The sequence below is a fragment of the Saccharopolyspora soli genome (genome assembly GCF_022678645.1).
In the GTDB taxonomy this organism is placed as follows: domain Bacteria; phylum Actinomycetota; class Actinomycetes; order Mycobacteriales; family Pseudonocardiaceae; genus Saccharopolyspora; species Saccharopolyspora soli.
On sequence record NZ_JALBWV010000074.1, the window covers coordinates 1 to 19,261 of the forward strand.

11 protein-coding genes are annotated in these 19,261 nt (G+C 69.7%); 8 read left to right on the forward strand and 3 right to left on the reverse strand.

The window, feature by feature from the left end:
• The 3 genes from MOQ72_RS36970 to MOQ72_RS36980 all read right to left on the reverse strand — a co-directional run.
• Window positions 1-1,024: helix-turn-helix domain-containing protein (locus tag MOQ72_RS36970; protein WP_242190561.1), on the reverse strand; the 1,024-nt coding region annotated here is incomplete at its 3' end.
• 172 nt (window positions 1,025-1,196) lie between these two features.
• Complete coding sequence (locus tag MOQ72_RS36975; protein ID WP_242190562.1) at window positions 1,197-1,889, reverse strand: TetR/AcrR family transcriptional regulator; 693 nt, start codon at window positions 1,887-1,889, stop codon at window positions 1,197-1,199.
• Window positions 1,890-1,939: 50 nt separating this feature from the next.
• Window positions 1,940-2,938, reverse strand: coding sequence for a LacI family DNA-binding transcriptional regulator (locus MOQ72_RS36980; protein WP_242190564.1), 999 nt, complete (start codon window positions 2,936-2,938; stop codon window positions 1,940-1,942).
• A 105-nt stretch (window positions 2,939-3,043) separates the two neighbouring features.
• On the opposite strand from MOQ72_RS36980, the gene rhaI reads away from it, so the two are divergent.
• From rhaI to MOQ72_RS37020, 8 genes are all read left to right on the forward strand, one after another.
• The gene (gene rhaI / locus MOQ72_RS36985; RefSeq protein WP_242190566.1) at window positions 3,044-4,210 is read left to right on the forward strand and encodes an L-rhamnose isomerase; all 1,167 of its coding nucleotides are present in this window, start codon (window positions 3,044-3,046) and stop codon (window positions 4,208-4,210) included.
• Window positions 4,207-6,225 (forward strand): bifunctional aldolase/short-chain dehydrogenase, encoded by a 2,019-nt coding sequence (locus MOQ72_RS36990; RefSeq protein ID WP_242190567.1) that lies wholly within the window; start codon window positions 4,207-4,209, stop codon window positions 6,223-6,225. Before rhaI ends, MOQ72_RS36990 begins: the two co-directional genes overlap by 4 nt.
• Before the next feature lie 44 nt (window positions 6,226-6,269).
• Entirely contained in the window at window positions 6,270-7,568 is a 1,299-nt protein-coding gene (locus MOQ72_RS36995; protein WP_242190595.1) for a rhamnulokinase, read from the forward strand.
• Between the two features lie 424 nt (window positions 7,569-7,992).
• Window positions 7,993-9,282: an MFS transporter gene (locus MOQ72_RS37000; protein ID WP_242190568.1), complete on the forward strand. Its 1,290-nt coding sequence runs from the start codon at window positions 7,993-7,995 to the stop codon at window positions 9,280-9,282.
• On the forward strand, window positions 9,279-12,833 hold the full coding sequence (locus MOQ72_RS37005) for a hypothetical protein (protein WP_242190570.1): 3,555 nt from the start codon (window positions 9,279-9,281) through the stop codon (window positions 12,831-12,833). Before MOQ72_RS37000 ends, MOQ72_RS37005 begins: the two co-directional genes overlap by 4 nt.
• Before the next feature lie 148 nt (window positions 12,834-12,981).
• Window positions 12,982-14,391 (forward strand): L-fucose/L-arabinose isomerase family protein, encoded by a 1,410-nt coding sequence (locus tag MOQ72_RS37010; protein ID WP_242190571.1) that lies wholly within the window; start codon window positions 12,982-12,984, stop codon window positions 14,389-14,391.
• Window positions 14,388-17,096: a family 78 glycoside hydrolase catalytic domain gene (locus MOQ72_RS37015; RefSeq protein WP_242190572.1), complete on the forward strand. Its 2,709-nt coding sequence runs from the start codon at window positions 14,388-14,390 to the stop codon at window positions 17,094-17,096. The genes MOQ72_RS37010 and MOQ72_RS37015 overlap by 4 nt, the downstream gene beginning before the upstream one ends.
• 425 nt (window positions 17,097-17,521) lie before the next feature.
• Window positions 17,522-19,186, forward strand: coding sequence for an acetolactate synthase large subunit (locus tag MOQ72_RS37020; protein WP_242190574.1), 1,665 nt, complete (start codon window positions 17,522-17,524; stop codon window positions 19,184-19,186).
• Window positions 19,187-19,261 lie beyond the last annotated feature (75 nt).

Here is a 19,261-nt window from a genome sequence, read left to right on the forward strand (position 1 = left end):
GGGCGTCCGCGGGGGCGCCGCCACACATCTCTACTCTGCTCCGGGCGCGCCCCCCCCCCCCCCGGGGGGGGGGGGGGGCGGCCCCCCCGCGGGGGGGGGGGGGGCCCCCCCCCCCCCCCCACCGCAGTGCTCCCGGGGTGAGGCCGGTGTTGTGGCGCATGACCCGGGTCAGGTGGCTCTGGTCGGCGAACCCGGTCCGGATGGCGATCTCGGCGATCGGCAGGTCGGTCCGGGTCAGCAGGCGCTGCGCTTCCTCCAGCCGGAGGCGGACCAGGTAGCGGTGCGGGGGCAGCCCGGTCGATTCCCGGAACCGCGCGGCGAAGTGCGACGGGCACACGCCCGCGATGGCGGACATCGTCTCCAGCGACGGCCGTCGGGCCAGGTTCGCCCGCAGGTAGTCGAGGACCGCATCGAGCTGGTTGCCGGGCAACGAGGTCAGCACCAGCTGTTCCCGCGCTTCCGTCGGTGAGTACCGCTTCGCGACGTGCGCCACCAGCGCGGTGGCCATCGAATCCGCGTAGAGCGGGTCGGCCGGGGTGGGCTGCTCGTGCTCGGCCACCAGGGCTTGGACGAGCATCTGCAACATCACGTCCCGCACCGCGAACGCCGGGACGAGCGCGCCTTCGCCCCCGTTCCCGGATTCCGCCTGGAACCGGGCGATGCACCGGGGCGGGATCACGACGACGGTGAGCTCCACGTCGGCGTCCCACCGCGGGGCCGCGCGCAGCCCGGCAGGATGCACGACGATGTCGCCCGCCTGGAAGCGCGCCTGCCGTCGCCGCCCGTCGATCGTCCACGCCAGGCACGCGGTTCGGCCGGAGCACATGGCGATCAGGTGCTTGGTCGGAGCGTTCCCGGGATGCCTACCGCTGTGCGCGCGCCGCAGTCCGTGCTCGATGACTACGTGGCTGAGATCGGCGTCGCTGCTGGAGATGACCTCGAAGTTCCGCTTGCTCCACGAAGGCCGCCCGGCCCAAGCGCCGGGCAACCCCGCGCAGTCCGTGTCCCTACCGCCCTCGCACATGCTTTTCCCCATCGAGCTCCGCAGCTTGGAACGTCGTCCGGAGCAGACCCGGGCAAGCGGTCGTGGCAATGCCACGCTCATCCGCTTCGCGCGGATTCCGGGCCGAGACTACCCGGCACCCCCAGCACCGGCGACTCGTCGCGATTGTCGTTGCACACCAAGGAAGATCCGCTCAGGCGCCGGTGCGGCCGGACAGCCGGGCCAGCCAGTGCCGGAGCAACGCGACCTCGGCTTCGACCAGTTCGTCAGCACCGTCCTCGATCAGGACGAGAAGTTGCGCCGCGACGGCCGAGGTGCCCTTCTTCTTGGTGGGCGTCTTCCGGCCGACGATCAGCACGTCCAGCAACGCGTCCCGGACCAAGGCCGATTTCATCGCCGCGTCCGGGTCCTCGGGCTGCGTGATGGCCTGCAGAGTGACGCCGACGACGCCAGCTTCGAGGCAACCGGCAGCGAGTTCCACCTCGACCTGCAGCCGCCCCGCGCGGGCCACTTCGGCCAACTGCTTCACCAGTTCGGCGTGCACCTCACCGGCTGCGGCGGGCAGCTTGCCCGGCTTTGCCGAGCCGTACATCAACGTGTAGAACGCCGGATGGGTTCGACCGAACTCGACGTGGGCGTCCCACCCCCGCGCGAGGTCCTCGACGGGGTCCCCGCTGCTGGGCGTGGCCCGCTTCTCCGCGAGGTACGCCTCGAAGCCGTGGGTCACCACGGCATCGAACAGGCCCGCCTTGTCGCCGAAGTGGTGGTAGAGCGTGGGAGCGCCGACGCCAGCGGCGGAACAGATGGCGCGGGTCGAAACCGGCTCGCCCCCAGCTTCGGTCAACAGCCGAGCAGCCGCGTGCAAAATCCGCTCCCGCGCATCCACCTCATCAACGGTACACGCCACTACATATCAGCGGTACAGTTTGAAGCGTTTCAGCGATTGGGGCGGGTGGAATTCCGGACCACCAGTTCCGGGCGGAAGACGACCTGCTGGTGGTCGGGCGGGTCCTCACCGGAGGTTTCCGCGATCAGCAGTTCGGCGGCCGTGTAGCCCAGGCGCTTGGCGGGTTGCCGGACCGAGGTGAGCGGGACAGCCGCGGCTCCGGCGAACTCGATGTCGTCGTAGCCGACGATCGCCATCTCGTCGGGCACCCGCACGCCCGCGCCCACCATCGTTTGCAGCACGCCCAGCGCCAGCAGGTCGTTCGCGCAGAACACCGCCGTCGGCCGCGGGCTCATGCCGAGCAGTCGCGATCCGGCGTCGCGACCCGAGGACACGTCGAGCGCGGCCGATTCGAGCACCGAGAGCTCGACGCCCGCGCCCTCCAGCGCCGATCGCACCCCCGCCTCGCGGTCGCGGCACTGCGCGAGGATGGCCGGTCCGTTGACGAAGGCGATCCTGGTGTGCCCGGTCTCCAGGAGGTGCCGGGCCGCCAACTCACCACCGGCCACGTCGTCGACGGACACCGAACTGGCTTCCTCCGTCGGCACCTTGCGGTCGACGAAGACGTACGGAATGCCGCTGCGGGAGAACGTCTGCAACCGGTCGCTGGAGGTTTCGACCGGGCTCAGCAGCACCCCGCGGACGCGTTGCTCGGCCAGCATCGACAGGTAGGACGCTTCCGTCGCCACCCGCTGGCCGCTGTTGCAGGTGATGACGTTGAGGCCCGCCTCGTGCGCCGCCTGCTCCGCGCCGCGCGCCACGTCCACGAAGAACGGGTTGCCCAGGTCCAGCACCAGCAGCGCCATGATCCGGCTGCGACCGGCCCGCAACTGTCTGGCGGATTCGTCCCGGACGTAGCCGAGTTCCTCGATCACCGACAGCACTCGCATGCGGGTCGCGGCCGAAACCACGTGCGGTCGATTGACCACATTGGACACCGTCCCGATGGAAACTCCAGCCCGCCGCGCCACATCCTTGATGCCGACCATGCTTCCCCTTGCTCTGCGATGACATGCAGCCTACCATCCCGATGAAACGTTTCAAACGTCAACTCCGCACTGCGTTGACCGGTCTACTCGATGGGGAGGTGGCCTATGGCCGCGACGTCGGCGATCAAGGATCTGCTGCGCACGCAGCAGATCGAAACGCCCTCCTGGGCTTACGGGAACTCGGGCACCAGGTTCAAGGTCTTCGCCCAACCCGGCGTACCGCGCACCGTCGAAGAGAAGATCGACGACGCCGCGCAGGTGCACGCCTTCACGGGCGTCGCGCCGAGCGTCGCGCTGCACATCCCGTGGGACCGCGTGGCGGACTACCGGAAGCTGGCCGAATACGCCGAGTCCGCCGGGGTGCGGCTGGGTGCCATCAACGCCAACGTCTTCCAGGACGACGACTACAAGCTGGGCAGCGTCACCAACCCGGACCCGAAGGTCCGCCGGAAGGCCCTCGACCACCTGCTGGAGTGCGTCGACATCATGGACGCCACCGGCTCCCGCGACCTGAAGCTCTGGTTCGCCGACGGCACCAACTACCCCGGCCAGGACGACATCCGCACCCGCCAGGACCGGCTCGCCGAGGCGCTGGCCGCGGTGTACGAGCGGCTCGGCGAGCAGCAGCGGATGCTGCTGGAGTACAAGCTGTTCGAGCCCGCGTTCTACACCACCGACGTGCCGGACTGGGGCACCTCGTACGCGCACTGCGTGCAACTCGGCGACAAGGCGCAGGTGTGCGTGGACACCGGGCACCACGCGCCGGGCACGAACATCGAATTCATCGTCGCCTTCCTGCTGCGGGCCGGGAAGCTCGGCGCGTTCGACTTCAACTCCCGCTTCTACGCCGACGACGACCTGATGGTCGGTGCGGCGGACCCGTTCCAGCTGTTCCGGATCATGTACGAGGTGGTGCGCGGCGGCGGGTACGACCCAGCCGCCGGGGTGGCGTTCATGCTCGACCAGTGCCACAACATCGAGGCGAAGATCCCCGGTCAGATCCGCTCGGTGTGCAACGTCCAGGAGGCCACCGCGAAGGCCCTGCTGGTGGACCGCGCCGCGCTGGCCGAGGCGCAGGACTCCGGTGATGTGCTGGCCGCCAACGACGTGTTCATGGACGCCTTCCACACCGACGTCCGCCCGCTGCTGGCCGAGTTGCGCACCGAGCTGGGGCTCGACCCCGACCCGGTGGCCGCCTACCGCCGCTCGGGTTACCAGGAACGCATCGTCGCCGAGCGGATCGGCGGGAGCCAGGCCGGGTGGGGCGCATGATCGAGGAACTGCTCGCCCGCTCCAACCGGTTGGGTTCGGATCCGGCGAACACGAACTACGCGGGCGGCAACACCTCCGCGAAGGCAGCCGCGCCCGACCCGGTCTCCGGGCAACCGGTGGAACTGCTGTGGGTCAAGGGTTCCGGCGGCGATCTCGGCACGCTCACCGAGCAGGGCCTGGCCGTGCTGCGGCTGGATCGGCTGCGCGCGTTGGTGGACGTCTATCCGGGCGTCGAACGCGAGGACGAGATGGTCGCCGCGTTCGACTACTGCCTGCACGGCAAAGGCGGCGCGGCGCCGTCCATCGACACCGCCATGCACGGCCTGGTCGACGCCGCGCACGTGGACCACCTGCATCCCGACTCGGGAATCGCGCTAGCCACCGCGGCCGACGGCGAGAAGCTCACCGAGCAGTGCTTCGGCGACCGGGTGGTCTGGGTGCCCTGGCGGCGCCCCGGTTTCCAGCTGGGGTTGGACATCGCGAAGATCAAGGCCGACAACCCGAAGGCGATCGGCTGCATCCTGGGCGGGCACGGCATCACCGCCTGGGGCGACACCTCGGACGAAGCCGAGGCGCACTCGTTGGAGATCATCGGGACCGCCGCGCGGTTCCTCGCCGAACACGGCCGCCCGGAACCGTTCGGCCCGGTCGTCAACGAGCCGCTGCCCGAGCCCGAACGCCGCGAACGGGCCGCCGCGCTCGCCCCGGTGATCCGCGGCCTCGCCTCGACCGACCGGCGGCAGGTCGGCCACTTCACCGACTCCGATGTGGTGCTGGACTTCCTTGCCAGGCGGGAACATCCGCGACTGGCCGCGCTCGGCACCTCGTGCCCGGACCACTTCCTGCGCACCAAGGTCCGTCCCCTGGTCCTCGACCTGCCGCCCACCGCCGCCCTGGACGAGGTAATCGAGCGGTTGCGCGAACTGCACGTGGCGTACCGGGAGGACTACCGCGCCTACTACGCGCGGCACGCGGACCCGGACTCCCCGCCGATGCGCGGGGCCGACCCGGCGATCGTGCTGGTGCCGGGCGTCGGCATGTTCTCCTTCGGCGCGGATGCGCAGACCGCGCGGGTGGCCGGGGAGTTCTACGTCAATGCGATCAACGTGATGCGCGGCGCGGAATCCGTGTCCACCTACGCTCCGATCGACGAGCGCGAGAAGTTCCGCATCGAGTACTGGGCGCTGGAAGAGGCCAAGCTCAAACGGCGGCCCGCGCCCAAACCGCTCGCCGGGCGGGTCGCGCTGGTGACCGGCGCGGCCTCCGGGATCGGCAAGGCCATCGCGCAACGCCTGGCGGCCGAGGGCGCCTGCGTGGTGGTCGCGGATCTCAACGGCGAGGCAGCCCAGGAGGTCGTGGACGAGCTGGGGGGCCCGGACACGGCCGTCGCGGTGACCGCCGACGTCACCGACGAAGCCCAGATCGCCAGCGCGTTCCAGGCCGCTGCCCTGGCCTTCGGCGGGGTGGACCTGGTCGTCAACAACGCGGGACTGTCGATTTCCAAGCCCCTGCTGGAAACCTCGGTCCGCGACTGGGACCTGCAGCACGACGTGATGGCGCGCGGCTCGTTCCTGGTCTCGCGGGAAGCCGCCCGAGTGCTGACCGCGCAGGGCTTCGGCGGCGACATCGTGTACATCACCAGCAAGAACTCGGTGTTCGCCGGGCCGAACAACATCGCCTACAGCGCGACGAAAGCCGACCAGGCGCACCAGGTCCGGCTGTTGGCCGCCGAACTCGGCGCGCACGGCATCCGGGTCAACGGCGTCAACCCGGACGGTGTGGTGCGCGGTTCCGGCATCTTCGCCGGTGGCTGGGGTGCGCAGCGGGCGGCGGTGTACGGCGTGCCGGAGGAGGAACTCGGCGCGTTCTACGCCCAGCGCACCCTGCTCAAACGCGAGGTCCTGCCGGAACATGTCGCGAACGCGGTGTTCGCGCTGACCGGCGGCGAGCTGTCCCACACCACCGGACTGCACGTACCGGTGGATGCCGGGGTGGCCGCCGCGTTCCTGCGGTGAGCGCGTTCGCCGCGGTCGACCTGGGAGCTTCCAGCGGCCGCGTGATGGTCGGCGAGCTTTCACCGACCGGCCTCGAACTCACCGAGGCGCACCGCTTCCCGAACCGACCGGTGCGCGTCGGCGGCACCCTGCACTGGGATGTTCTGGCGCTCTACCAAGGAGTTCTGGACGGACTCCGGGAGGCGGGCGACGTCGACGCGATCGGCATCGATTCGTGGGCCGTGGACTACGGCCTGCTCGATGCCGACGGGGCGCTGCTGGGCAACCCGGTGCACTACCGCGACGATCGCACCGAGCGGGTGATCGGCGAGGTGCTGGCCAAGATCCCGGCCGAGCAGCTGTACGCCCGGACGGGCATCCAGTTCCTGCCGTTCAACACGATCTTCCAGTTGACCGCCGACCCGCGGGCGCGGTTGGCCGAGCGGACCTTGCTCATCCCGGACCTGATCTCCTACTGGCTCACCGGAACGGCCGGGACCGAGCTGACCAACGCCTCGACCACCGCCCTGCTCGATCCGCGCACCGGGCATTGGTCGCAAGAGGTAGCGGACCGGGTCGGGATCGATCTCGGTCTGTTCCCGCCGCTTCGAAAACCCGGTGAGCACACCGGATGCCACGAGCGGATCCCGGTCTACGCGGTCGGTTCGCACGACACCGCCTCGGCGGTGGCGGCGATCCCGGCCGAGGGCGGGAACTTCGCCTACATCTCGTCGGGCACCTGGTCGCTGGTCGGCCTGGAACTCGACGCGCCGGTGCTGACCGGGGAGAGCCGCGCGGCCAACTTCACCAACGAGGTGGGCATCGACGGCACCATCCGGTACCTGCGCAACGTGACCGGGCTGTGGCTGCTGCAGGAATGCCAGCGGGAGTGGGGGATCTCCGACGTCACGGGCCTCCTCGCCGAGGCGGCGACGCTGCCCCGGCAGGCCGTGATCGACGCCAACGACCCGCGATTCCTGCCACCGGGCGACATGCCCGCGCGGATCGCGGCGGCCTGCGCCGAAACCGGGCAACCGGTGCCGAGCAGACCCGCCGAGTTCACCCGCTGCGTGCTCGACAGCCTCGCGGATGCCTACCGGCAGGCCATCGAGGACGCGGTGCGGCTGTCGGGCCGCTCGGTGGACGTCGTGCACGTGGTCGGCGGCGGGTCCCGCAACGAATTGCTGTGCCAGCTCACGGCGGACGTCTGCGGGCGCCCGGTGGTCGCCGGACCCGTGGAGGCAACGGCGCTGGGCAACGTGCTCGTGCAGGCCCGCGCGCACGGCTCTTTCAGCGGCGACCGGCACATCATGCGCGAGTTGCTGCGGCGCACCCAGCGGCTGCGCACCTACCAACCACGATGAAACGATTCATTCAAGAGTGTGTTCGAGTCGTTTTGCGTGGCGGTGCGCGTGGCGGAACCTCAGAGGCTTTCTCGACTCCGGGATCCCCGTCTTATGTATGCCCAATACACGGCGTCGTGGCTGTCCTCGCGAGAAAACCTCTGAGAACCCGCGGCGGTGCCGGTTGCGAGAGTGGGCCAAGCGGCTGCGCCGCTTGCGACGCCTTGGACATGTGCCTCCGTTGCTCATCGCAGCGGCGGACTACCACCACAAGCGGCTATGCCGCTTACCCGACGAGGCCCGCTTTGAGCTCCGCACCAAACCACGCGCTCCAGGTCTCAGAAACCGTGCGAGGTCTTGTGCGGGAGCACGGGCATCATTAACCTCCCCGGTTAATACGTTTCAAAAGGTGACCTACGTCAACGTCGACTAGGAGACCCCACAGATGACTTCTCAGGACGCGGTCGGCCTAAGCCCATCCGAGGACAGCGGCACCGTCACCCGGCAGCAGTGGAAGTGGTCCATCCTCGCCGGGATGGCTTCCTACCTGGATGCCGGTTCGATCGTCGCGCTCGGCGCCGGACTCTCCCTCTTCCAAACCTCCCTGGGCCTTTCCGACGGCGCGGTTGGCGCGCTCGCCGCGATCGGCCCGAACGCCATCGGCTGCGCAATCGGCGCGTTCGTCGGTGGGCGGCTCGGCGACAAGCTGGGCCGCAAGCGGATCTACAAGTACGACCTGCTGGTCTACGCGGCGGGCATCCTGTGCATCGCATTGGCGTTCAACCCGCTGATGCTGTTCATCGGCACCTTCATCGTGGGTGTCGCGGTCGGCGCGGACGTGCCCACCTCGCTGGCCCTGGTCGGCGAGTTCTCCCCGTCGAAGGCGCGCGGCAAGCTCGTCTCCTTCACCCAGATAGCTTGGAACCTCGGGCCGGTGGTCGTGCTGCTGCTCGCCCTCGCGCTCTCCTCGCTGGACCTGATCGGGATCCGGATCATCTTCCTGCACCTTTTCGTGGTCGCCATCGTGACCTGGGCGCTGCGCCAGGGGCTGGCCGAATCGGCGCGCTGGCAGACGGCGTCCACTTCGGACACCTCCGCCAAGCACAAGCTCAGCGCGCTGTTCCGCGGCACGAACCTGAAGGCCCTGGTGTGGACCGGAACCTTCTACCTGTTCTGGAACATCGCCGCGGGCACCAACGGAATCTTCACCCCGTACATCATCCGGACGCTCAACGCGGGCAGCCAGGCGGCCAGCGTTGCGCTGTCCTGCGCCGGTTTCGTCCTCGGCATCCTGGCCGGGCTGGTGGTCATGCGGCTGGTCGACCGCTCGCACCTGACCCGCAAGGCGATGTGGGGCGTCGGCGCGGTGATGCAGGTCCTCGCCTTCGTGGCCTACCTGGTGTTCCCGTTCACGGTGCCGGTGATCATCATCAACATCGTGCTGTTCGGGGTGGGCGGCGCGTTCGCCGGTGAGGCGTTCTACAAGATCTTCAGCCAAGAGCTCTTCCCCACCATGCTGCGCGGCACCGCGCAGGGCTTCACCTTCGGCGTCGCCCGGACCTTCCTGGGCATCTGGAGCTTCTTCGTGCCCGCGCTCGCGGCCATCGGGATCCGCCCGGTGGCCGCACTGCTCGCGCTGTCCCTGCTGATCAGCGGGGTCGTCGGGTTCTTCTTCATGCCGAACACCTCCGGCAAGTCGCTGGAGCAGATCGAAGCGGAGCGGGTACCCGCATGACCCTGCTCGAACGGTTCACCGACCCCCGCCCCGAGTACAGCCCGCTGCCGATCTGGTGGTGGAGCGGGGCGAGGGTCACCCGGCAGCGGTTGCGCTGGCAGATGGAGCAATTGGTCGCGCAGGGCGTGCGGCAGGCCGTGGTGATGTGCCTGGCGCCCACCGGGCCGATGTTCGGCTCCCTCGCCGACGACCCGCCCTTCCTGAGTCCACAGTGGATCGGGTTGTTGGACGGAGCGTGCGAGGATGCCGCCGAACTCGGCTTCCAATTGTGGATGTACGACCAGATCGGGTTCTCCGGGGCGAACTTCCAGGGCCGCCTCATCGCCGCCAACCCGGAGTTCGCGGGCCTGGCCCTGCACCGCGACGCGGGCCGGATCGAGCAGCGGATCAGCGGATTCGACTACTTCGGCGTCGAGGCGTGCGCGGCGCTGCTCGACGAGGTGCACGGCACGTTGGAGCGGCACGTGGGCCGGTGGTTCGGCAGCGTCATCCCCGGTTTCTTCCAGGACGAACTGCCCGCGATGCCGACCTGGGGCCGGGACTTCGCGGAAACCTTCGCCGCGCACTACGGCTACGAGCTCGCACTCCCGGCGCTGTTCGAAGGTGCCGACCCGGAGTCGGCGCGGATTCGTCGGGACTACCACGAGCACCGCGCTCGCCTGGCGCGGCGCGCGTTCTTCGATCCGCTGGACACCTGGTTCGCCGAGCGCGGCTTGATCTGCGGCTTCGACCAGCCGTCCCCGGCCCGCGAAGGCGACCCGATCGGCGGCGTCCAGGTCTACGGCGACTACCTGCGCACGCACCGCGGGTACGGGGCGCCGGGCAGCGATCACTGGGGCGATGCGAAGGTGCACAGTTCGCTGGCGCACGCCCACGGCCGACCGCGCACCTGGATCGAGGCGTTCCACTCCTCCGGCTGGGGCGGCTCGCTGGAGGAGACCTACGACTGGCTCGCACCGTTCCTGCGCCGCGGCGCGAACCTCTACGACCCGCACGCGGTGTACTACTCGACGGTCGGCGGTTGGTGGGAGTGGGCGCCGCCGTCGACGTGCTGGCGGCAGCCGTACTGGCCCGCCTACCACCAGTTCGCCACGGCCGTGACCCGGCTGTGCTCGGTGCTCAGCGCCGGAACCCACGTCTGCGACACCGTGCTGCTCTCCCCGACCACCACCGCGCAGGCGTACCTGACCCTCGACGGCCCGCTGCCACCGGCCGAACGCACCACGGCCTGCTACCACGAGCTCAACGGTGTCAGCGCTTGGTTCGCCGAGGAGCGCGGCGTCCTGGAGCAGGCCGGGATCGACCACGACACCCTCGACGAGAACACCATCGCCGAGGCGACGATCGTCCACAACGGACTCCGAATCGGCGACGAGACTTATCGCACCGTGATCCTTCCCGAGGTCGAGCTGCTGCACCCGGCCGCCGCGAGCAAACTGGCAGAATTCGTGCGCGCGGGCGGCACCGTCGTGTGCGTGGGCACCGCGCCGGTCGACAACGCGATCCAGGTAGCCCGCCCGGCGGACGTGCCGGATGTGATCCCGGCCGGGCCGGTGCGGGCCGACGCGCCGTTCCTGCTGAGGCGCTGCGGCGACACGTACGTACTCATGCTCACCGCGCACGACGACCGCAGCGGGACGAAGGCACCGATCGTCAAGATCGAGGAAAAGGACTGGTACAGCTCGGGATTCCCGTGGGACGAGTACTGGCGGCAGCTGCGGGAGGACGGCTACGAGTTCGTCCCGCCCGCGGACCGGGTCGCCCAGGTCCGGATCGACGGCCTGCCGCTGCGCGCCCAGCAGTGGGATCCCCGCACCGGTCGGCGCACCGATCTGGCGGTGACCGACGACGGGTTCCTGGAGGTTCCCTTCACCGACGGGCCGATCTCGCTGGTCGTGCTCGGCGAAGACCTGCCCGAAGCCACTGACGACCCGCTCGGCACGGCCCTGCGTGCCACCGAAGTCGAGGGTCCCTGGACTGCGGTGGCGGAATCCACTTTGGACAACCAGCACGGCGATCTCGCCGCCGCCGAGCGGGACGGTGTGCTGCCCATCGACGTGTGGCGCTTCGAACATGCCGGTGGTGCGACCACCGCGGGCTACGGTCCGTTCGCCGAGGTCCGCGACCCGGACGGCAGCTGGCGACCGGCGGAGTGGTCGCTGTCGCGGGGCATCCGCAACGACCCGGTGCACAACCAAGCTCTCGGGCCCAAGGGCTACGTGCCCGAGGAATTCCTGGACTGGCGAGAAGTTCCAGCAGGCGGCCGGGTCGCCGTGCGCACCCACCTCGCACTGCCGGACCGCTCCGGGCTGTGGCTGGCCGTTGGATCGGGCGCTGCTCGCCGAGTCCGCATCGACGGCCGTGAAGTACCGGCCGACGGCGCGGGCTACCAGTCCTTCAGCCCGTTGCCGAGCGGCCGGACCGCATCGCTGGAGATCGAGTTCACCGCCGAGCAGGACGGTCCGCTGCGCGCTTCGTTCGCCGTGGTCACCGATCCCGACACCTACCGCAGGCCCGAGTGGCTGGTCGGCGACGAGATCACGCACCGGTTCCAGCTGGACGAGATTCCGGCGGACGCGGCAGTCCAGGTGGCCAGCGAGGGCGCGTGCACCGTGCTGGTCAACGGCGTCGAGGTGGGCAGGCAGGGCGATTTCAACCCGTACCCCGGACATCGCGAGATCCGGGTGCACCCCTACGACCTCGCCGAAGTCCTGCGCGTCGGCGAGAACACCATCACGCTCCGGCTCGCCGCGGACGGTGCCGTCGCGGTCGACGGGCTCGGGCTGATCAGCGTTCCGGACTGGGGGAAACCGCGCCGGGACAACCGGCGCGATCCGCGCTTCCACTGCGCCAGCGCGCGTCCGCATCCGCTGCCAGGCGCGCACTGGCTCGAACCCGCCGCAGCCCAAGGCGAAACCGTCGTGCCGGTCATCCCCGACCTGGCGCCTGGCGGAGAACGCGCCGAATGGCTGCGATTCCCAGCACCGCTGGGCACCGCCGCGTTGCGGATCCCCACCGACCTGGATGTGGTGGTGCGCATCGGCGACGCTGAATACCTGCCGATCGATCAGCACGTGAAACTGCCCGAACCTCTCGCGGCCGGAACGCCGATCCTGTTGCAGGTGACCGCGGTGGACGGCCGACGCGCGGGCGCGCTGCTCGACAAGGCGGTGGAGGTCGAAGTAGCCGAAACCGAGACGGATCTGCTCAGCTGGGAAGAGCTCGGCCTGCGTGCGCTCGGTGGGCAGGTCCGCTACCGCACGACCTTCGCCGCACCGCCCGGCCGGGTCGTGCTCGACCTGGGCGCGGTGCGCGGCACGGCCGACGTGCTGGTCAACGGCAGGCTTGTCGACCAACTCGTCTGGGGACCGTGGCGCACCGAGATCACCGACGCGCTGCGGCCGGAGGAGAACGAACTCGAAGTCGTCGTCCGCGGCACCCTCGCCGGGTACCTCGACGACGCGTCGCCGACCACCGCCGTGGCCGCCGGACAGGTCCGCACCGGCCTGTTCGGTCCGGTGCGGCTGATCGAACACCAGGAGGAGCGATGACGCCCCTGTGTCAACCTCAGTCATCCCGAACCGCACCTCAGGGGAACGTGACGCAAACCAACCACGAGAAACCACGAAACGCCGAGATTGGGCCGGGCGCGACCACCACTGTGAATCGCGGAGAGGCGGAACTGGAGGCGGAACAGCGATGACCACCGAGGTTGGCCTGGTCGCAGGTGGACTGGGCGCCTACTGGCCGCAGTTCCCGGACCTGCTGCCGCAGCTCAAGAAGTCCGCCGAGCACGTTTCGGAGCGGATGCGCGGACTCGACTGCGAGGTGATCGACGTCGGGTTCATCTCCGACGCCCAGGAAGGCGCCCGCGCCGCCGAGCAGCTGCGCGTCGCCGGGTGCGACATCATCGTCGCCTTCCTGACGACCTACATGACCTCCAACATGCTGGTGCCGATCGCGCAGCGCAGCGGTGCTCCGGTGCTGCTGCTGAACTTGCAACCCACCGAGGCCATGGACCACGCCAACTTCGACACGGGTGCCTGGCTGGCCTATTGCGGGGCCTGCCCGCTGCCGGAGATGGTCAACGCGTTCCGCCGCTGCGGTGTCGAAACCCGTTGCGTGAGCGGCTATCTCGACGAACCGGCAGCCTGGGAGAAGATCGCGCGGTGGGTGCGGGCCGCCGGGGTGCGCGCCGCGCTGCGGCACGGTCGGCACGGGCTGATGGGCCACCTGTATCCGGGGATGCTCGACGTCTCCACCGATCTGACGCTGGTGCCGTCGCAGTTCGGCGGGCACGTCGAGGTGCTGGAGATCGACGACCTGCGGGTGCGGGTGGAGAAGGTGGGCGACGCCGAGACCGACGACCGGGTCGCGCACACCCGCGAGGTGTTCGCCGTGGACTCCAGCGTGGTGGACGAGGACCTGCGCTGGGCCGCGCGGGTTTCGGTGGCCCTGGACCAGCTCGTCGAGGACTTCGAACTGGACAGCCTGGCCTACTACCACCGCGGCCTGGACGGGGAGACGCACGAACGGCTGGGCGCCGGTCTGGTCCTCGGCGCGTCGCTGCTCACCGCGCGCGGTATCCCGGCCGCCGGGGAGTACGAGTTGCGCACGTCACTGGCGATGCTGATCCTGGACCGGCTCGGGGCGGGCGGCTCGTTCACCGAGCTGCAAGCCCTGAATTTCCGGGACGACGTGGTGGAGATGGGGCACGACGGACCCGCGCACCTGGCCATCAGCGACGGCAAGCCGGTCCTGCGCGGGCTCGGCACCTACCACGGCAAGCGGGGCTGGGGCGTGTCGGTGGAGTTCGACGTCAAGCACGGACCGGTCACCGCCTTCGGCCTCGGCCAGGACCCGGACGGCTCGTTCCGCTTCGTGGTCTCCGAAGGCACCGTGGTGGCCGGACCGCTGCTGCAGATCGGCAACACCACCTCCCGGGTGGATTTCGGCTGCCATCCCGGCGAGTGGACCGATGCGTGGAGCGTGTCCGGGATCGGGCACCACTGGGCGCTGGGCACCGGGCACCGGCGCGCCGAGCTGCAGGCCGTCGCCGAGCTGTGCGGTCTGGATCTGGTCACCGTTTCGAAGGAGCACCTGCGTTGATCGTCAGCCCCGTACGTTTCGAGCACCGGGATTGCGCCCTCGGCATCGGGACCGCGACGCCGCGGCTGTCGTGGCAGGTGGTCACGGGCGACCCGGAGTGGTCGCAGACCGCCTATGAACTGGAATTCGACGGCACGGTCGTGCGAGTGGACTCCGCCGAGCAGGTGCTGGTGCCGTGGCCGTTCGAACCGCTGCGCTCGCGCAGTCGCGCGACTGTGCGCGTTCGGGTGGCCTGCGGCGAGCAGTGGTCCGGGTGGAGCGAACCGTCCACAGTGGAGACTGGTCTGCTGTCCGCCGATGATTGGTCGGCCCGGTTCATCAGCCCGCGCACCACCGACGGCCCGGCACCGATCCTGACCCGCACCGCGACGCTGCGCCCCGGCATCGCCACCGCTCGGCTGTACGCCACCGCGCACGGCGCCTACGTCGCGACGATCAACGGCAGCCGGGTCGGCGACGAGGTGCTGGCACCGGGTTGGACCAGCTACCAGCACCGCCTGCGCTACCAGACCCACGACGTCACGTCGCTGCTGCACGAAGGCGAGAACGACTTGGAGGTACTGCTGGGCAACGGCTGGTACCGAGGTCGGCTCACCTGGTCCGGCCAACGCGCGCTCTACGGCGACCGGCTCGCCCTGCTGGCCCAGCTCGAAGTGACCTACGACGACGGATCGGTCGAGGTCATCAGCACCGACGAGCAGTGGTCGGCGACCCGCAGCGGCATCCTCGAAGACGACATCTACGACGGCCAGCGCACCGATCTCCGCTTTGTCGAGTCCACTGTGGAACCTGTCGAGGTGCTCGATGCCGAGCTGACCGGGCTGGTGGCGCCCGAAGGTCCACCGGTGCGGATCACCGAAGTGCTGCCCGCCGTCGAGGTGTGGCAGTCGCCGTCCGGGCGCACGCTGGTGGACTTCGGGCAGAACGTCGTCGGCTGGGTCCGGCTCCGGGTGCGCAACGCGCGGGAAGTCACGGTGCGCCACGCCGAAGTGCTGGAGGACGGCGAGTTGGGAGTGCGGCCGCTGCGCAGCGCGAAGGCCACCGACAGCTACCTGCTCGCCGATGCGGGCGAGGCAGTCCTGGAACCGAGCCTGACCTTCCACGGCTTCCGCTACGCCGAGATCACCGGGGCCGAGGTCCACGCCGAAGACCTGGAAGCCGTGGTGGTGGGCACCGACCTGCGCCGCACCGGCTGGTTCAGCTGCTCCGATGAGGATTTGGAGCAGTTCCACCGCAACGTCGTCTGGGGGATGCGCGGCAACTTCCTCGACGTGCCCACCGACTGCCCGCAGCGCGACGAGCGGCTGGGCTGGACCGGCGACATCCAGATCTTCTCCCCCACCGCGAGTTTCCTGTTCGACACGGCCGGATTCCTGTCGTCCTGGCTCGCCGACCTCGCCGCCGACCAGCACCCGGACGGCTCGGTGCCGTGGGTGATCCCAGACGTGCTGCGCACCGAGTCACCGACCGCGGCGGCCTGGGGCGACGCGGCCGCCGTAGTGCCGTGGGTGCTCTACCAGCGCTACGGCGATCCGCGGATCCTGGAGCGCCAGTTCGACAGCATGCGCGCCTGGGTCGACAAGATCGCGTCCCTTACCGCCGACGGGGTGTGGCGCGGCGGATTCCAGTTCGGCGACTGGCTCGACCCGACCGCGCCACCCGACAACCCCTTCGCCGCCAAAGCCGACCCCGACGTCGTCGCCACCGCGCACCTGGTGCGCTCGGCGGAGATCGTCGCCGACGCCGCGCGGGTCCTGGGCCGCGACGCCGAGCACTACGCGGCGCTGGCCACCCGCACCCGCGAGGCGTTCGCCCGCCACTACGTCACCAGCTCCGGCCGCGTCCTCTCCGACGCACCCGCCGTCTACGCGCTCGCCATCGAATGGGACCTGCTGCCCACCGCCGCGCAACGCGAACAGGCCGGGCAGCGACTCGCCGATCTGGTGCGGGCCAACGGGTTGCGCATCAGCACCGGGTTCGTCGGCACGCCGCTGATCACCGACGCGCTGACCAGCACCGGGCACCTCGACCTCGCCTACCGGCTGCTGCTGGAGAAGAGCTGCCCGTCCTGGCTGTACCCGGTCACCATGGGGGCCACCACCGTCTGGGAGCGCTGGGACAGCATGCTCCCCGACGGCTCCATCAACCCCGGCGAGATGACCTCGTTCAACCACTACGCCCTCGGCGCGGTCGCGGACTGGATGCACCGCACCATCGCCGGTCTCGCCCCGGCCGGACCCGGATTCCGCGAGATCACCGTCCGGCCGCGACCGCACGCCGCGCTCACCCACGCCTCGGCCCGCCACCACACGCCGTACGGCGAGGCATCGGTGGCGTGGCGGCGCGACAACGGCCGGTTCACGCTCGACGTCGCGATCCCGGTCGGCACGCGGGCCACCGTCCACCTCCCCGGCGCGGAGCAGATCAGCATCGGCCACGGCCAGCACTCCTGGACGGTGGCCGACCCGTGCACCGAGCCGGAGGGACCGGTGTCGACCGTGCGCGAGTTGATGGACCTGCCGCAGTTGTGGGCGGAGACGGTGGCCCTGCTCGTCGAGCACGGTCTCGGCGAGGACCCGGCCGACATAGCCCGAAAGGCGGCGCCCTACCTGGACTTCCCACCAACCGAACTACCGGTGTTCCTGGCCCGCGAGAACCCCAACGGCGCAGAAGTCCGCCGCGCCGTCGCCGAACTGCTCAGCTGACACATGGGCCGATTCGCACAGTGCGGTGCGACTGGCGATTTCGCGCGAAATCGGCACTTCCCGTGGGCAGCAGGTTCCGATTTCGCGCGAAATCGGCGTCACCCGCAGTCACCCGCAACGAGGTACGTGGTCGGGAGCGAAGTCGGGACCTACGGGCCAGCGCCAAGGGCCACTGCCGCCACTAGGGTGGAGTAGAGCGCCGGAAGGGGGCGGTAGGCATGCGTAACCCTGTGTCAACCCCAGTCCTCCTCAACCGCACCCCAGGGGACCGTGACGCAGGCCAGCCACAAGAAACCGCGAAACGAGAGATTCGTGCCGGACGCAACCACCACTGTGAATCGCGGAGAGGCGGGACAGTGAATCGCGGAGAGGCGGGACAGTGAATCGCGGAGAGGCGGGACAGTGAATCGCGGAGAGGCGGAACTGTGGACCACCCGAGCCAGGACCAGCAAACCGCAGCGGAACTGCTCGTCCGCTGCTTGGAGAACGAAGGCGTCCGCGTCGTCTTCGGCATCCCCGGTGAGGAGAACATCCGGCTGACCGTCGCCCTCGCGCGTTCCGGCATCCGCTACGTGCTCACCCGGCACGAACAGGCCGCGTCGTTCATGGCCGAGATGCACGGCCGGGTCACCGGCGCGGCCGGGGTCGTGTCGGCCACCCTCGGACCGGGCGCGATCAACCTCCAACTGGGGGTCGCCGACGCGATGACCAACAGCACACCGCTGGTGGCGCTGTCCGCGCAGGTCGGCCAGGACCGCAACTACAAGGAATCCCACCAGTTCGTCGACCTGGTCAACATGTTCGCGCCGATCACCAAGTGGTCGGGCAGCGTGCCCAGCGCCAGGGCGATCCCCGAGATGGTGCGCCGCGCCTTCAAGACCGCGGAGACCGAACGGCCCGGCGCGGTGTACCTGGCGGTGCCCGAGGACATCGACGCCGGGAGCGCCGAAGCCGCGCTGCGGCCGCTGCCGCGCAACGTCGTGCGCGCCGAGGCACCGGCTCCAGGTCAGATCGCGCGGGCCGCCACGCTGCTGCGCAACGCCACCAGCCCCATCGTGCTGGCTGGGCACGGTGCCGCCCGCAACGGGGCCGAGAAGTCGCTCACCGAGTTCGCCAGCTCGTTGGGACTGTCGGTCGCGACGACCTTCCACGGCAAGGGTGTCATCGCCGACGACCACCCCAACTCGATGGGTTCGATCGGCTTCATGCGCCGCGACTACACCAACTTCGGCTTCGACCAGGCCGACCTGATCATCGCGGTCGGTTACGAGCTGCAGGAGTTCGACCCGGCGCGGATCAATCCGCGCGGCGACAAGAAGATCATCCACGTGCACCGCTTCCCCGCGGAGGTCGACGCCCACTACTCGATCGACGTCGGCATCATCGGTGACATCTCCGCATCCCTGGACGCGCTTGCGGCCGCGGTCTCCGACCAGCAGCACGCACCGCCCAAGGCGCTGTACCACGAGATGGTGCACGACGAGTTGGAACGCGGGCGTGCCGACGATCGGTACCCGCTGGCGCCGCAGCGCATCGTCGCCGACACCCGCGCCGCACTCGGCCGCGATGACATCGTGCTCGTCGACACCGGCGCGCTGAAGATGTGGATGGCGAGGCTGTACCCGACGTACACGCCGAACAGCTGCCTCATCTCCAACGGCCTGTCCACGATGGGCTTCGCGCTGCCCGGAGCGCTGGCCGTCGCGCTGGCCAAACCGGAGGTCAAGGTGCTGGCCGCGGTCGGTGACGGCTCCTTCCTGATGCACTCCCAGGAGATCGAAACCGCGGTCCGCGAGCAGATCCCGCTCACCGTGCTGATCTGGGAGGACAACGGTTACGGGCTCATCGAGTGGAAGATGGACCTCGAAGTCGGCGAGCACGCCGCCACGTCGTTCACCAACCCGGACATCGTCGGTTACGCGGAAAGCTTCGGCGCCAAGGGATACCGGATCTCCAGCGCGGCGGACCTGCTGCCGACGCTGCGCACGGCGCTGGACGATCCCGGAGTCTCGCTCATCGCCTGCCCGGTCGACTACAGCGAGAACCTCCGCCTCATCCAACGCCTCGGCGACCTCGACACAACCCTCTGACCGTTCAGGTGAGGAGTGAAGGCCACCTCTTACGAACTAACTTGGTGAAAGGTGCCCTTCACTCGGCCCTCATCG

Bases quoted from the DNA above. Each gene is read 5' to 3' on its own strand.
- MOQ72_RS36980 (WP_242190564.1), bottom strand. From the start codon at position 2,938: ATGGTCGGCATCAAGGATGTGGCGCGGCGGGCTGGAGTTTCCATCGGG.
- MOQ72_RS36995 (WP_242190595.1), top strand. From the start codon at position 6,270: ATGGTCGGCGAGCTTTCACCGACCGGCCTCGAACTCACCGAGGCGCAC.
- MOQ72_RS37000 (WP_242190568.1), top strand. From the start codon at position 7,993: ATGACTTCTCAGGACGCGGTCGGCCTAAGCCCATCCGAGGACAGCGGC.
- MOQ72_RS37010 (WP_242190571.1), top strand. From the start codon at position 12,982: ATGACCACCGAGGTTGGCCTGGTCGCAGGTGGACTGGGCGCCTACTGG.
- MOQ72_RS36990 (WP_242190567.1), top strand. From the start codon at position 4,207: ATGATCGAGGAACTGCTCGCCCGCTCCAACCGGTTGGGTTCGGATCCG.
- rhaI (WP_242190566.1), top strand. From the start codon at position 3,044: ATGGCCGCGACGTCGGCGATCAAGGATCTGCTGCGCACGCAGCAGATC.
- MOQ72_RS37005 (WP_242190570.1), top strand. From the start codon at position 9,279: ATGACCCTGCTCGAACGGTTCACCGACCCCCGCCCCGAGTACAGCCCG.